We start from the raw sequence: 14,151 nt of genomic DNA on the forward strand, positions 1-14,151 counted from the left end.
AAACCTACAGTGGAGACGCGTTGGAATAATCGATTTTTCAAAATATTTGCAGGCATAACTGGATGTTTTGTCGGAAATAAAAAAGCACAAATAATCCTTAAAATGATTGAGCGTATGACATGAATGGTGTTAAACTGATAGTCGTACCTCTACTGATTCTCTAATTGCGTAACTGCTGAATTAAATTATGATTTTAATTATGTTGATAGTGTTAACATCGGTAGCATGCAAACATTAATATATAAGTGGCAGTATATTTTTTGCTGTTATAAATTAGTAAGATAGAGGGATAAAATGGTAATAGAAATACTAAGTTATAAGGAAAGTTTTCTAAACCCGCTGTTAAAAATGGTTACTCCAATATTGTTTGTCATTGGGGTATATTATTTTTATCAAGCCCGACAGGCATATGGCGGAGAGATACAGAAGATTGCAAATTTGTTGTTTGCAGGTGGAATAGCAGGTTTTATTGCTATGGCCTTCAGGTATGGTGGCGACAAAATCGTCTCATGGAAATGGGGCGAGAGTGTATTCATCCTTATCTTTGCAATTATCAGCGTATACGTGGCGTATCTTGTAAGGAATAGGTTAATTGTAGCTGCCAGAGCACTTGGGATAATGGAGGATGAATAAATGTCTGCTTTATTTGATTATTCTACAAGTCCACTCAACCCGGGGCTAAAAATACTTACAACCTTGCTGTTCTTCGTAGTCGCGATCATTTACTATGATGCAAGGACAAAGTATGGTGGAGCAGTGCGAAATTTTATTAGCCTTTTATTAGTTTTTGCATTGTTATTTGCCATGTCGTCCCTGTTCCGCTACTTCGGACACGGAACTGATTTCGGATTCACAAATGATTACTCTCTTAAATGGTTGCAGAGTTTATTTTTAATGCTGTCTTCATTGTTCTATGTACTTGCGGGAAGAAAATTACTTGGATTGTTTGGGGGTAAATGAAAATGGCAGGATTATCGGATCAGGTTGTTAGTTTACTGGAACCACACATTGGGAAGACAATGGCACAGGCCTCAGTTAAAACACAATGCAAAAAAATAGGAATTACACCCGAACAGCTTTCTTCTGCACACTTAAATGAATTTACAAAATATTTGCAGGCAGGGCTGAATCTTTTTGTCGGAAATGAAAAGGCAGAGCTAATTACTAAAAAGATCGAGCAGATGAAATAAACCGTTTTTGAGGTTTATTTACCTACATTCTTAGAAACGATCAAATCATATCAAATCTAATTTGATTGTCTCTGATTTTTTTATTTAGGTCACTCACTAATCCATAAGTTCTATACTTAAATTTTGCTCTTTTTAATATCCACAATCAACTTTGACTTTCATACCCACGTTTTAGCTAAAATGACATTGAAATGGAACCCATAGGGCAGTATAGTGGTTTATTATGTCTTAATTCAAGAAGCCATTACAAGTCATTCAGAGCAACCATCGTATAGGTTTTAGATATAGGTATTCCTTAATTTCCATAGTACTATACCCAGTACTCCATAAAGTATGGTTTAACTCCTTTTAGTACGAGTATATATATATATATATATATATATATTCACAAAAATATGATGCAAAGTAGGGTATGTACCCCCTAATTACTTACATTTTGACAACAAGGTTACCAAATCAGCACACATCTTTTTTTGAACCTTGCTTTCATACAATTCCCAGGTCAAGTGCTAATGATAATACAATAGCTATTATCGAGAAAGCAAATATCACCAGGTAATTCATGCGTTCCTTTGAGACGGACAAACTCCACATGATATATTGTAATCCGTGGTAATCATTCTCAGTCAAAGGAGTCCTGTTCTCAATTTTCTTAAGCAACTCCAGGTTTCTCAGAACACTTACCCGGCGTGTTGCAATGTGATATCTGTGTGCGAAAAACACCAGATATCCTATAACACCCAGGTAGAATAGAACTTTTGAAATTACCCCGCTATAATAATCTGCGATAATAATCAGTCTTAAGAAGATTGCCGATACAAGTCCTAGCCAGAAGTAGAACTGTATCCTCTTTAAGCTGTAACCTTCCGGGATATTTATGCTATTTATGCTTGTGACTGTTTGAGTCATTATATCTTTCTACCTGTTATTTTGTTTTCGATAATTCGTTTTTATGTTTAATCAGAAGACAGATTCCTATTACCGTCTTTATTGTATTTAAGTATTTTGTAATATTTTGTGTGTTGGCAGTATATGACTAAATAATTACCCTCCATTTTTCATAATTATTCTTTCACTGGCATAAGCAACAAAATCCATGTGTCTATTGGTGACAATGTTATCGGGATTCCGGAAGAGAAAATCGAATCAGTATTTGATGATTTCTATCAGGTGGATGGGTCGCTTACAAGAACATATGGAGGTGCAGGTATTGGTTTATTCATAAGTAAAAAGATAATCATAAACCATGGCGCAGACATCTGGCTGGAAAGCAAAACGGAAACCGGAACCATAGTTCATGTGATACTTCCTGTCAATTATAGCAAGAAAGCTGCATCTGTAATTAAATGAAGATTGATGTGGCTAGAAAGACTGAATATATCAACTTAATTTTTCCGAAATTCAAGAAATATTAATAATGAAAAACAAAACAAGTAAAGTTGACGGAGGATACTAAATAGAATATTTAGATAAAGGAATTAACATTCCAGACAATCAACTGGTCTCTTTAAGAATGCTTTTATCATTCCATTTTCATCTGTATCTTCTGAGAAGCGTATAAGTTCCCAGCCGTCTACACCGAGTTTATTCAGATCCTCTTTTGTACTGTCCCATTCTCCATAGCGGACAGATCTTATGTCATATTCCCATGGTGCCATTTTCTAACCTCTTATCGCATTATGTTTAATGAGTATACATTATTGTATAATCGCGTTATATAAATAACTTGTCAAAAAATCAAGTTGTGTTTAAAACAACTAAATTTGATTTTAAGGGGGCACCAATTAATACCAAATCTATTTTGAGATTAAAAAAGAATGCCGGTAAACCGGAATTGAATTCCGGTTATTATTAACATATAAAAAATAGCAGCTAGTATTAGCCTGCTATTAATGATTAGTAATTGGGCAAGTTATCCGGAAAATTACTGGCGAGATATCTTTTTAATGCTTTCAAGATCCATTTTCTCTTTAGAAAGCCCGTCAAAAATCCTGCTTTTATCGATCCACATATCGGATGCACTTTGCAGACCCTGGGATTTGTGAGGTGCGTACTCTACTTTAAACCCTGGGGTAATTGCAGCTTCACCAGTGACAGAACTACTAAAGGCCTTTTGAAACAGCGAACTGTTAGGATCATTTGTGATCTTTGCTTCTGTCAAAATCTCCTCATCATTCTTGTTGTCAGTCATATATCAGTAGATTGATCTCATGATTCTTAAAGGATTCTGACAATTGTATAAAATAGAATATGAAAACAGAACTTCTAAATTCAGCGGCATATCTTTATTAGATAAAGCGGCTGTCTTTTTATGGGAGTATAATTCAAAATATTCTTATTTTCTTTATGTGTTTCATAGGTCGTGGGTGATCATGTGGTCAGGTTAGAAAAAGATACTTTAGGAAAAGTAGAGGTAGCTGATGATGTATACTATGGCCCTCAGACTGCAAGAGCAGTAGACAATTTCAGGGTAAGTGGTGAGAGCTTACCAATGGAGTTCATAAAAGCTCAGGCAGCTATAAAAATAGCATCTGCAAAGGCCAATATTAAAGCTGGCAAACTCGATTCTCAGATTGGGGACTCAATAATTGAAGCTGCATTTGAGATTAGAAATGGGAAACTGGAAGATCAGTTTGTTGTCGATGCTTTTCAGTCTGGTGCGGGTACTTCACAGAACATGAATGCAAATGAAGTAATCGCTAACCGTGCACTTGAGATCTTAGGGTTTGAAAAAGGAAGATACGATATCATCCATCCAAATGACCACGTAAACATGTCCCAGTCCTCAAATGATACGACTCATACAGCCATTCACATTTCAGCGGCTGAAATCCTAAAGGCAGATCTTATTCCGGTAATTGATGATTTTCTGTACACTCTCAACAAGAGATCCATTGAGTTCATGCTGGTTGTCAAACCAGGGCGAACACATCTGCAGGATGCAGTTCCAATCACGCTTGGTCAGGAATTCAGCGGCTATGCCAGAATGATAGAAATTGATAGGGAAAGGTTACTACAAGCTCTGGATGGCCTGCTTGAGTTGAATATGGGTGGAACTGCCGTGGGAACAAGATTGAATGTCCCTCCCGGTTTTTCAGATATTACTATCAGTGAGATGAGGGATATAACAGGGATTGAATTCAGGATGGTTAAAAATACCTTTGAAGCAACCCAGGGTGCTGGTGCCATACTTGCCTCTTCTGCCGCACTCAGAGGTCTTGCAGTAAGTCTTACTAAGATAGCAAATGATCTGCGTTTGCTTTCAAGTGGCCCAAGGGCAGGAATGGGCGAGTTAAACCTTCCGGCAGTGCAGCCAGGGTCATCGATTATGCCCGGAAAGGTCAATCCGGTTATGGCGGAAATGCTCAATATGGTATGTTTTCAAGTAATCGGTAACGATACTGCTATTATGATGGCGGCACAGGCAGGGCAGCTTGAACTCAATGTATTCACACCACTTCTTGCCCGCAATCTTCTCCAGTCTATTAAGATACTTGCAGGGGCAATTGATTCTTTCAACAGGAAATGCCTTGCAGGTCTGAGTGTCAACATTCAAAGGTGTGCAGAGCTTGCCGGTTCGAGTCTCGCATTGGTAACTTCTCTTGTTCCTGTAATCGGTTATGATAAAGCTGCTGAGCTAGCTCACCGGGCGCACAGCGAGACTCTTTCAATCAAGGATGTCGTTATTGAACAGGGATTGTTTACAAGCAAAGAAATAAAAGACCTTCTGGATCCAATGAAATTAACGGGGGCTAACAGATGATAGATCATGATATTATCGTGATTGGTGGTGGACTTGCAGGACTTCGGGCAGCCATTGAAGCTTATCAGTTGGGGGCGGATGTTGCCATAATTTCAAAGGTTTATCCCATACGCAGTCATTCAGGTGCTGCCCAAGGAGGTATCAATGCATCACTTGGATTTGATGATAGTTGGGAAGCACATGCATTTGATACTGTAAAAGGCAGTGATTATCTCGCTGACCAGGATACAGTTGATGTGCTTTGCAAGGAGGCGTCTGAAAGAGTAATTGAAATGGAGAACTGGGGGTGTAATTTCTCAAGGCAGGAGAATGGAAAAATTGCCCAGCGTCCTTTTGGTGGTGCAGGGTTCCCACGGACATGTTTTGCAGGAGACCGGACAGGGCATAACCTGTTGCATACATTATACGAACAGGTTCTAAAATGTAACATCAAAATATACAGCGAATGGCTAGTGACCAAACTGGTTATTGATAAAGGCAGATGTGCAGGATGTATTGCGATGAATATGGCTGATTCAAAGCTTGGGGCTTTTCGTTCAAAGGCAATTATTCTTGCAACCGGTGGATATGGAAGAATATACCAGCGTTCCACCAATGCCATGATTAACAGGGGTTTTGGTATCAGCCTGGCCTATATGGCTGGTGTTGCGTTGGAAGATATGGAATTTGTTCAATTCCATCCCACAACTCTTCTGGGAACAAATATACTGATTACAGAGGGAGCACGTGGGGAGGGTGGCTACCTTTTCAATAAAGATCATGAGCGCTTCATGAGTAACTACGCAAAGGATTCAATGGAGCTTGCACCCCGGGATATCGTTGCCAGATCAATTCAAAAAGAAATAGATGAGGGTCGAGGCTTCCCTGGAGGGTATGTTCATGTTGATCTGACTCATCTGGGAAAGGATGTAATCAATGAACGTCTTCCGGGAATCAGGCAAATATCAATTGATTTTGCAGGCATCGATCCTGTGAAAGAACCTATACCTGTGCAGCCTGGTCAGCATTATTCTATGGGTGGCGTAAGTTCTGACATTAATGGCAGAACACCAATGCCGGGTCTTTATGCTGTAGGTGAATGTGCCTGTATAAGTGTTCATGGTGCAAACCGGCTTGGTGGTAATTCACTTCTTGACACTGTTGTTTTCGGAAGAAGAGCAGGGATCGATGCAGTAGATTATATAAAATTGATTCAAAAGGCTGATGGAGACAAACTGATTGAAGCTTTCCGACAGGAGGAGGGAAGGCTTCAGGGAATGTTTGGTGGTGAAGGGGGAAACTTTGCTTCTATCAGGGATGAGCTGCAGCAGATCATGCAGGAACATGTAGGTATATTCAGGAACCGTAAGGGGCTGGAACATGCTCTGGATGAAATAAGGAAACTCAAAAAAAGGGCAGCAAAACTAAGGGTTCAGAGCAAGGTCAAGGTTTTTAATTTCGAACTTATAAATGCCCTCGAATTGCAGGGCATGCTTGAACTTGGACATATTATAACTATAGGAGCACTTGCAAGGGAAGAAAGCAGAGGTGCGCATTATCGTACGGATTACCTTGAAAGGGATGATGGACACTGGTTGAAACATACACTTGCTTACAAAGATGTGGAGCCACGTCTTGAATACAAGGAAGTTAATATTGGCCGTTTCACTCCACAAAGGAGGGAATACTGATGGTACAACTGACAATCAGAAGGCAGGATGGGAATACAATATGGTATGAAACTTTTGATGTGGAAGAAAAACCTGGAATGACGGTGCTTGAAGCATTGTTCCAGATACAGGAAAAACAGGATGGAAGTCTTTGTTTCAGGTATTCCTGCAGGGGCGCCGTATGTGGGAGTTGTGCCATGCTCATAAATAGAAAACCCGTACTTGCGTGTAGAACGCAGTTATCTGCTGTTAAATCTGAAGTAATCCTGGAATCTGAAAAAGAGGAGATTCTTCTGAAACACAGCAGTAAGGATGAAAGCAAAGAAGATGTTCTTGTTGAACCGCTTCCAAATTTAAGAGTTATTAGGGATCTGATAGTTGATATGGACCATTTTTACAGGCTCGTTAATTCTATTGAACCATGGATACATGTGTCTGAAAAGACGGGCTATGAAGAGAATATAATTGAACCTTCCATGCAGATTCAAATTGAGAAATACACCAACTGTATACTCTGTGCCACATGCCATGGAAACTGTCCGGCGGCAGCAAGGGATGATAAGTATCTCGGACCAGCTGCACTTGCAAAAGTATGGCGCTTTTGTCTGGACCCTCGCAGCAGAAGAGAGGATGTTGACAAACTTACTTCCCAGGTTAACTCTAAAGAGGGTGTTTGGGGATGTGATGTTGTTTACAAATGCGTAGCTGTATGTCCAAAGAAAGTACCGCCTACAACTGCCATTCTCAAGATGAGGGAGAATACAAAGAGTAAGAGTGATTAATAATCTCTTTTTCCAGATTATACTAGTTGACAGTATATCTTTTAAATAACATCAAGTTATACAATATTTTGTGGGTATAGGGTTCATTACATACAGGATCAGTGGGAAAAGATGCCTATGGATATTTTTATTCATAGGCGTCACAACCGTTGAAAATAGTTGTCATAAACCAAGGTGAAGAAGTAATAAGAAAGCCAGTTCTGCAAAGGCACCGGAAAATACAGGGATCACAATGTTATCATCTATTTTCACGAATGTAGTTTCCACGTAAGTTGCAACAAATGCCATAAAAACAGAGACAAAAGGGTTTTGAATTAAAAGAACTGCTATAAACAGGTCTACGATAAATTCTGCAATGCAGCCTTCCAGACTCTTTCCATTAGCAAAGATCCTTATTTTTCCAAACTTTTTACCAATCAGTGCTGCACTCATATCGCCAAAAGTTGTCATAAGGATAGCTGCAAAAGCAATGTTTTTACTGAATACCGAGACCGCTATAAGTGCACCAAGTGTAAAATATACATGTGAGCCAATTCCTGCCTTTTCTTTTTGGCGTAGGAGAATATGGAATACAGGAAGTTTGATACCTCTGTCAAGTCTTAGATGTTCGATACTCAGTATCAGCACAAGATAAATAATTAATAGGGTCTGTGTTTCCTGTTTTCCAAAAAAGGCATAGACAAGTATAATAAGAATTGAGGTAAAATGTATGCCCTTTCGCATAAGCTCATTAGCAAAGGATATCGAAGCCATTGCCATTTATTTATTCTGTTAGTATATATAAGAGCATGTCATAATGAAAATTGAAGAGGTCTATATTCAATTGGTTTTTTGATCTTACAATGAACCTCTTTCAATAAGGTTTTATTTGGATAAATAAATCTATTATTGTGTTTAAAGGTTATAATGAGTATATGTGGATAATTCATCTGATAAAAATGTCTCAAAAGATGTATAATCAATTAAAATACTTTTAATATTAAAACAATTATATGTCTGGTAGTTAATTCTGTTCTAATAACATGTTCGAAAATACAGGAATGTGATCATCCGGGACTTTCAATCCTTTTCAGGAATATGATGACTAAAATGATTAATTAATTTGAATTGTTTTGATACCTTTTCTGGGAGATATGGGATAATGACTGAGATAGACTTTACACCGTTAAAAGGAATTAAATTTAATTGTCTTGATGGATGCGGATTTTGCTGTTCCTTCCCGGCAGAGGTGAGAGAATGGGAAAAGTACTTCCCGATGATACTGGAAAAGAACGGTACAGCATTCAGGAAATGGGAGAATGGACATTCCTGTCTTAATGGAATTTTTACAATGAGGCAGCAGGATGAAAAAGGTGCCTGTATTTTTCTATGCGATGATAAAAAATGTGGGATATATGATATCCGTTCACTTCTGTGCAGGATATTCCCGGTGAAGTTCTTCTTCGGGTGGCGGTTGCAGTTATATCCAAGCATGTCATGCAGAGGATTTTCCAAAGATGAAAAATCAGATATGATGCGCCTGGGAAAAGAGACTATTGAAGAATTATCTCCTGGATTCATTGAAAATATGCTAAAAGAATCAAAGGCAATGTATGCAGATCTATCTGTCAGACTTGAGAATTACATAGCTCCGGATGTGTTGCAAAGTATGTTGCTTGAATATGCTGGGGAGATGGAATTTAGTCTAAGCAACATAAGTTCTGCGAGCAGGGCCGGGTTTGAAGCAGAATTATCGTCTGATTGTTTTATAGACCTGCCATCATATCTTACAAAGGACCTTCAATGGCAGGTATTTAAGCTTGAGAATGGCCTTGTCAGGAGAATCTTACTGAAACAAACAGGTGAAACAGAACATGTTGACAGTATGTTATATTCCTGTCTTACTGTCAGAACCCTGTCATCAGATGCAGTTGAAGCTGTTAAAAGGTATATGCGGTTGATAACTTCTACGGACCATTTTATTGGTATGGTCTATCGCAAAGCTGTGGAACAAAAAACACCGGACGTACAATTATTACTGCTTGCAATTGCTGAACTGGAAAATGTGAAAGAACTCTTCCTGCTGAAAGCAGACCTTCTTTCAAAGTTTGAAAAACAGGAATATATTGATGAAAAAATAATAGAGGACACTATCGTCCTGTTTGATGGATATCTGGCAACAGTGCCAGCATTAGGCATGATATTATAAAAGAATTTCAGTTAATATCAAACGGATATTATGTAGTTTTGCTCAGTCTGCCTATAAAAAGATCCTGTATTTTTTTCAGATAGATTAATCTTGAATAAATTCTATATAGAGTTAGCTATATACCTTTTCTATCTTTACAGGTGACACGTTTTGTTTAAGAAGAACTATTATCGTACCCATGAGCTCTTTAAGAAAGTAAGTTATTTTGTACCGATAGTCATTTTTGCTCTGTCGTTACTTCTTCTGGATAGCCAGTTACATCATTTACGCTTAAAGGACATACTCACTAGTTTTTCTGTTATTTCGCTGTTGAATATTCTCCTGGCTCTCATCTTCACTGTTCTGAGTTATATTGCACTTACTGGTTATGACCTTCTGGCCCTGCGTTACATAGGTGAGTCAGTTCCGTATCGCAAGATAGCAAAGTCCTCATTCACCAGCACAGCTATCAGTTACAACGGAGGGTTTAACCTGCTAACAAGCGGCTCCCTTCGATACAGGTCATATTCCGAATACGGATTGACCTTGTTGCAGATAGGCAAAATTATCACATTCTGCAGTATAACTTTCTGGACAGGGTTCTGTTTTGTGGGGGGAATGCTATTATGTATTTACCCGTCAGAGTTGTCTGAAGTATTTTATGTATCCGCTTTTTTTGTGAGAAACACAGGGTTTCTGTTATTATCTCTACTTCTAATATATCTTATACTCTGCCTGTTTCAAAAAGCATTCAAGGTAAGGGATTATGAGATTCGGTTCCCTTATATCCGGATAGCCTTGCTACAGATATTCATCTCATCACTTGACTATATCTTTGCAGGGAGTATACTGTATTTCCTGCTGCCTCCGGATACGGGGATATCATTTACATTCCTACTCGCAATATTTTTGATAGCACAGATAGTTGCCCTGATGAGCACCATACCTGCCGGTCTGGGTGTATTTGAAGCTGTCATGCTCTTTATGCTAATTCCATATTCTCTTGCAGCAAACACTATTGCGGCGCTTGTAGCATTCAGGTTCATCTACAACATCACTCCTTTTGTGACGGGAATCATTGTACTCTCCTACAGCGAGTTCAATGCAAGGAAAAAAATATTGGTGAGCCTTCATAAAAAGACCTACTTGAAACTCTCTGCTTTCACTCCGCAGATATTTGGTGTGCTTGTGTTCTTCGCGGGGATATTGCTCCTTTTTTCCGAGGCTCTGCCACCACAGATGGAAAGCATGCGGTTTATTGGTAGAATAATACCCCTTTCATTGATAGAATCTTCCAGTCTGTTGAGCAGTATAATAGGTGTCATACTACTTGTCCTGGCCAACGGTCTCTGGAAAAGAGTAGATGGGGCATATCTGCTGTCTGTAATAATACTATTTCTTGGAAGTATCTTCTCCATTCTCAAAGGTTTCAACTATACAGAGTCAATTATATTGTTCTTTATTTTCTTACTCCTGCTACCCCAGAGGAAACATTTCTACAGGAAATCCTCCCTTCTCAACCAGTCATTCAGCAGGGATAATATCATTGTTATTGCTGTTGTTGTCCTGAGTTTCATATGGCTTGGAATGTTTACTCATGAACATGTTGAGTATTCGGGTGAAATGCTCTGGCAGTTTGGTGCCAACATGCAGGTTTCGAGGTTCCTAAGGTCGGTTGTTGGAGTACTTTTCGTCCTTTCAGTTATCGGTACAATGAAATTGCTGGGAGGTTCGAACAAGGGTCTGAAACTTCCTGATGATGCTACCTTGAAAGTGGCAGAGGGGATAATAAGGAGCAGTAAGGATACGAATGGGCATCTGGCAATGCTCAGGGACAAATACCTGTTCTTCGATGAAAAGAATGAAAACTTCCTAATGTATGGTGTCGAGGGAAAAAGTTGGGTCTGTTTGGGTGACCCAATTGGCAATGGTAAGAACGTAAAAGAACTGATATGGGATTTCCATGAACTGGCTAACCTGCATCAGGGGTGTGCTGTGTTCTATGAGGTCAGTGAAAAGTATATTCCATATTATCTGGACATCGGTCTTACTTTCATCAAGATAGGTGAAGAGGGAAAAGTTCCGCTTTCATCATTCACACTTGAAGGCAGCGCCTCAAAGGATTTCAGATATTCTGTAAAACGTATGGAGAAGGAGGGTTTCTATTTTGAGGTCATGCCACCGGAGGATATAGTCAGCCATGCTGCAGAATTAAAAAGCATATCTGATGCCTGGCTGGAAACGAAAAGTACAAAGGAAAAGAAATTCTCCTTGGGCTATTTTGATATAGGTTACTTGGCTAATTTTCCTCTTGCAATTGTCAGGAAAGAAGGGACAATAGCTGCATTTTCAAACGTCCTTATCGGTGCGGACCAGGAAGAGATAACTATCGATCTTATGAGGTACGATCCAGAGATATCAAACGCATCCATGGAGTATCTTTTTGTCAAGCTCATGCTATGGGGCAAGGATAATGGTTACAAGTACTTTTCATTGGGCATGTCTCCTCTTTCAGGCCTGGAGAACAGGACCCTTGCACCCATGTGGAACAAGATCGGTTCTGCCATTTTCACACACGGGGAATATTTCTACAATTTCAAGGGTCTGCGGGTGTATAAGGAAAAGTTCGACCCGGTATGGGAGCCAAGATACATAGCCATGCCCAAAGGTCTCAGGCAAATGTTCGTTCTGAAGGATGTAGCTTTATTGATATCAGGAGGGACGAAGGAGATATTTTCTAAATGAAGAATAATGAAGCTTTTAGTGGATGATGCGTAAATGTTCAGGGTTAATATCATAATTTCATGTAGTGTCATATTGCATAAATTGATGAAAACATTTAATTTGTATCAAAGCTTGAAGCGCATGCATGACTACTATATTTGCTGACAGAATGGGTAATACCCGTAAGTCCTTTATCAGAGAGATCCTGAAAGTTACCCAGCAGCCGGAGATTATATCCTTTGCTGGCGGACTGCCAAATCCTGGTCTTTTTCCGGTGGAAGAAATTGCAGCAGCATCTGCAAAAGTTCTGTCAGAGGATGGAAAAAATGCTCTTCAATATAGTACAACTGAAGGATATTTGCCTTTGAGGGAGTTCATTGCGCAAAGATATCTTGAAAAAAATGGGCTTAAGATAGACCCTAATGAGATATTGATCACGAACGGTTCACAGCAGAGCCTTGACCTGATAGGTAAGGTTTTTCTGAACAAAGGAGACAGAGTCATTATTGAAAGCCCCGGCTACCTTGGAGCGATCCAGGCTTTCTCTCTTTTCGAACCGGAATTCAGTAATGTTCCTCTTCTTGATGATGGTATTGATACTGATATGCTGGACAGTACTTTAAGTGAAGGCAGTGCAAAGCTTTTCTACACGGTTCCAACATTTCAGAATCCTTCAGGCATAACTTATTCCAGGCAGAAGAGAATCGATACTGCCGAAATACTTGACAGGCACAATGTGATCTGCGTTGAGGACAATGCATATGGTGAACTGAGATTTGCAGGTGATGACCTGCCGACCATCAGGAATTATTCAGACAATACCATTCTTCTTGGTTCCTTCTCTAAAATAATTGCTCCGGGACTCCGAATGGGATGGATATGCGCCAAAAAGGAAGTCATGGAGAAGCTGCTCATAGCCAAACAGGCGGCTGACCTGCATTCTAATTACCTTTCGCAAAGGATTATCCACCAGTACTTGCTGGATAATGATATCGATAAACACATCCTGAAAATAAAGGATGCATACGGAATACGTCGTGATCTCATGGTAAATATGATGACTGAGCACTTCCCGGAGGAAATAGCTTATACAAAACCTGAAGGTGGGATGTTCATCTGGGTCACATTGCCTCCTGGAATCTCATCAACAGACCTGTTCGAGCTGGCAATAAAAGAAAACGTTGTCTTCGTTCCCGGCAGTCCGTTCTATACTGAAGATGGTATTGGCAATAACACATTGAGATTGAATTTCTCCAATTCGGATTTTGAACAGATAGAAGAGGGGATAAAAAGGCTGGCCGTGTGTCTGGAAAGGCTTACTGAGAGTAAGCTTATTGCGAAGTAATGGGGAAAGTTATCCTAGGTTCTATGCATTCTCTCTTGATGCATCAAAAAGGTGTTTTTAAAATTACTTCGTATAATGCTAATTCTTTAGACCCAGGCAAAGCTCATATTGAATAGAGTAACATCAACAAATTTGAAAAATTCTCAATAAAATATAAAAATAAAGAATTTAGTCTATTCATTCCAGTGAAATTGCTTCAACCGGACAAATATCTACGCAGTCACCACAGTCCACGCATTCGTCTGCATTAACAACTGCAATATCATTATCGCCCATTGAGATTGCTTCTACCGGACAGGAATTAACACATAGTTCGCACCCTGTACATACATCTTTATCAACAATTGCTGGCATTTTTCTTTCACTCCTGTATTATCTCTTTTGAAAATAATACAGTTTCTTTCTGGGATTATCGGATAAATAGTTGTCGAATTTAGGAGATAGCCTCGCTAATGTTATATAAAAAAAAATGTGAACGGCTCTGTAGAAAACCTACTTCCTATTTTATTTTGACATAATAATTTAAAAAGG

Annotated in this window: 15 protein-coding genes; 10 read left to right on the plus strand and 5 right to left on the minus strand. The window is 39.2% G+C overall.

What is annotated here, in order from left to right:
* Positions 1-294: 294 nt before the first annotated feature.
* Genes QZZ23_RS10075 through QZZ23_RS10085 form a run of 3 tightly spaced genes read left to right on the plus strand, consistent with a single transcriptional unit; the run spans position 295 to position 1,190 of the window.
* Positions 295-633, plus strand: coding sequence for a hypothetical protein (locus QZZ23_RS10075; RefSeq protein WP_292469616.1), 339 nt, complete (start codon positions 295-297; stop codon positions 631-633).
* Positions 634-960 (plus strand): hypothetical protein, encoded by a 327-nt coding sequence (locus QZZ23_RS10080; protein WP_292469618.1) that lies wholly within the window; start codon positions 634-636, stop codon positions 958-960. It abuts the gene before it with no gap.
* A gap of 2 nt (positions 961-962) precedes the next feature.
* A complete protein-coding gene (locus QZZ23_RS10085) occupies positions 963-1,190 on the plus strand; it encodes a hypothetical protein (RefSeq protein ID WP_292469620.1) in 228 nt (75 codons plus the stop codon).
* 486 nt (positions 1,191-1,676) lie between these two features.
* On the opposite strand, the gene QZZ23_RS10090 is transcribed toward QZZ23_RS10085, so the two are convergent.
* A complete protein-coding gene (locus QZZ23_RS10090) occupies positions 1,677-2,099 on the minus strand; it encodes a hypothetical protein (RefSeq protein WP_292469623.1) in 423 nt (140 codons plus the stop codon).
* A 189-nt stretch (positions 2,100-2,288) separates the two neighbouring features.
* Here QZZ23_RS10090 and QZZ23_RS10095 point away from each other — a divergent pair, with 189 nt between their 5' ends.
* A complete protein-coding gene (locus QZZ23_RS10095) occupies positions 2,289-2,540 on the plus strand; it encodes an ATP-binding protein (protein WP_292469626.1) in 252 nt (83 codons plus the stop codon).
* Positions 2,541-2,668: 128 nt separating this feature from the next.
* Here QZZ23_RS10095 and QZZ23_RS10100 read toward each other — a convergent pair whose 3' ends face one another.
* Together QZZ23_RS10100 and QZZ23_RS10105 are read right to left on the minus strand one after the other, a co-directional pair.
* On the minus strand, positions 2,669-2,848 hold the full coding sequence (locus QZZ23_RS10100) for a hypothetical protein (protein WP_292469629.1): 180 nt from the start codon (positions 2,846-2,848) through the stop codon (positions 2,669-2,671).
* A gap of 266 nt (positions 2,849-3,114) precedes the next feature.
* Positions 3,115-3,381, minus strand: coding sequence for a hypothetical protein (locus QZZ23_RS10105; protein WP_292469632.1), 267 nt, complete (start codon positions 3,379-3,381; stop codon positions 3,115-3,117).
* 183 nt (positions 3,382-3,564) lie between these two features.
* On the opposite strand from QZZ23_RS10105, the gene QZZ23_RS10110 reads away from it, so the two are divergent.
* The 3 genes from QZZ23_RS10110 to QZZ23_RS10120 are packed head-to-tail and all read left to right on the plus strand — an operon-like array spanning position 3,565 to position 7,384.
* A complete protein-coding gene (locus QZZ23_RS10110; protein WP_292469635.1) occupies positions 3,565-4,953 on the plus strand; it encodes an aspartate ammonia-lyase in 1,389 nt (462 codons plus the stop codon).
* On the plus strand, positions 4,950-6,623 hold the full coding sequence (locus QZZ23_RS10115) for an FAD-dependent oxidoreductase (RefSeq protein ID WP_292469637.1): 1,674 nt from the start codon (positions 4,950-4,952) through the stop codon (positions 6,621-6,623). Before QZZ23_RS10110 ends, QZZ23_RS10115 begins: the two co-directional genes overlap by 4 nt.
* Positions 6,623-7,384 (plus strand): succinate dehydrogenase/fumarate reductase iron-sulfur subunit, encoded by a 762-nt coding sequence (locus QZZ23_RS10120; RefSeq protein ID WP_292469639.1) that lies wholly within the window; start codon positions 6,623-6,625, stop codon positions 7,382-7,384. Before QZZ23_RS10115 ends, QZZ23_RS10120 begins: the two co-directional genes overlap by 1 nt.
* Positions 7,385-7,546: 162 nt before the next feature.
* Here the strand turns inward: QZZ23_RS10120 and QZZ23_RS10125 are convergent, their stop codons facing one another.
* Positions 7,547-8,137 (minus strand): diacylglycerol/polyprenol kinase family protein, encoded by a 591-nt coding sequence (locus QZZ23_RS10125; protein WP_292469641.1) that lies wholly within the window; start codon positions 8,135-8,137, stop codon positions 7,547-7,549.
* 388 nt (positions 8,138-8,525) lie between these two features.
* On the opposite strand from QZZ23_RS10125, the gene QZZ23_RS10130 reads away from it, so the two are divergent.
* The 3 genes from QZZ23_RS10130 to QZZ23_RS10140 all read left to right on the plus strand — a co-directional run bounded on the left by QZZ23_RS10130 (position 8,526) and on the right by QZZ23_RS10140 (position 13,620).
* A complete protein-coding gene (locus tag QZZ23_RS10130; RefSeq protein ID WP_292469643.1) occupies positions 8,526-9,572 on the plus strand; it encodes a YkgJ family cysteine cluster protein in 1,047 nt (348 codons plus the stop codon).
* A gap of 150 nt (positions 9,573-9,722) precedes the next feature.
* The gene (mprF, locus tag QZZ23_RS10135) at positions 9,723-12,296 is read left to right on the plus strand and encodes a bifunctional lysylphosphatidylglycerol flippase/synthetase MprF (protein WP_292469645.1); all 2,574 of its coding nucleotides are present in this window, start codon (positions 9,723-9,725) and stop codon (positions 12,294-12,296) included.
* Between the two features lie 124 nt (positions 12,297-12,420).
* Entirely contained in the window at positions 12,421-13,620 is a 1,200-nt protein-coding gene (locus tag QZZ23_RS10140; protein WP_292469647.1) for a PLP-dependent aminotransferase family protein, read from the plus strand.
* Between the two features lie 177 nt (positions 13,621-13,797).
* On the opposite strand, the gene QZZ23_RS10145 is transcribed toward QZZ23_RS10140, so the two are convergent.
* Positions 13,798-13,974 carry a 4Fe-4S binding protein gene (locus tag QZZ23_RS10145; RefSeq protein WP_292469649.1) on the minus strand — a complete coding sequence of 59 codons (177 nt, stop codon included), beginning with the start codon at positions 13,972-13,974 and terminating at the stop codon, positions 13,798-13,800.
* Positions 13,975-14,151 lie beyond the last annotated feature (177 nt).

The organism is Methanolobus sp. (assembly GCF_016278385.1).
In the GTDB taxonomy this organism is placed as follows: Archaea; Halobacteriota; Methanosarcinia; order Methanosarcinales; family Methanosarcinaceae; genus Methanolobus.

Coding starts and splice junctions, on each gene's coding strand:
- QZZ23_RS10080 (WP_292469618.1), top strand. CDS start 634: ATGTCTGCTTTATTTGATTATTCTACAAGTCCACTCAACCCGGGGCTA.
- QZZ23_RS10090 (WP_292469623.1), bottom strand. CDS start 2,099: ATGACTCAAACAGTCACAAGCATAAATAGCATAAATATCCCGGAAGGT.
- QZZ23_RS10085 (WP_292469620.1), top strand. CDS start 963: ATGGCAGGATTATCGGATCAGGTTGTTAGTTTACTGGAACCACACATT.
- QZZ23_RS10105 (WP_292469632.1), bottom strand. CDS start 3,381: ATGACTGACAACAAGAATGATGAGGAGATTTTGACAGAAGCAAAGATC.
- QZZ23_RS10145 (WP_292469649.1), bottom strand. CDS start 13,974: ATGCCAGCAATTGTTGATAAAGATGTATGTACAGGGTGCGAACTATGT.
- QZZ23_RS10125 (WP_292469641.1), bottom strand. CDS start 8,137: ATGGCTTCGATATCCTTTGCTAATGAGCTTATGCGAAAGGGCATACAT.
- QZZ23_RS10075 (WP_292469616.1), top strand. CDS start 295: ATGGTAATAGAAATACTAAGTTATAAGGAAAGTTTTCTAAACCCGCTG.
- QZZ23_RS10120 (WP_292469639.1), top strand. CDS start 6,623: ATGGTACAACTGACAATCAGAAGGCAGGATGGGAATACAATATGGTAT.
- QZZ23_RS10100 (WP_292469629.1), bottom strand. CDS start 2,848: ATGGCACCATGGGAATATGACATAAGATCTGTCCGCTATGGAGAATGG.
- QZZ23_RS10140 (WP_292469647.1), top strand. CDS start 12,421: ATGACTACTATATTTGCTGACAGAATGGGTAATACCCGTAAGTCCTTT.
- QZZ23_RS10115 (WP_292469637.1), top strand. CDS start 4,950: ATGATAGATCATGATATTATCGTGATTGGTGGTGGACTTGCAGGACTT.
- QZZ23_RS10130 (WP_292469643.1), top strand. CDS start 8,526: ATGACTGAGATAGACTTTACACCGTTAAAAGGAATTAAATTTAATTGT.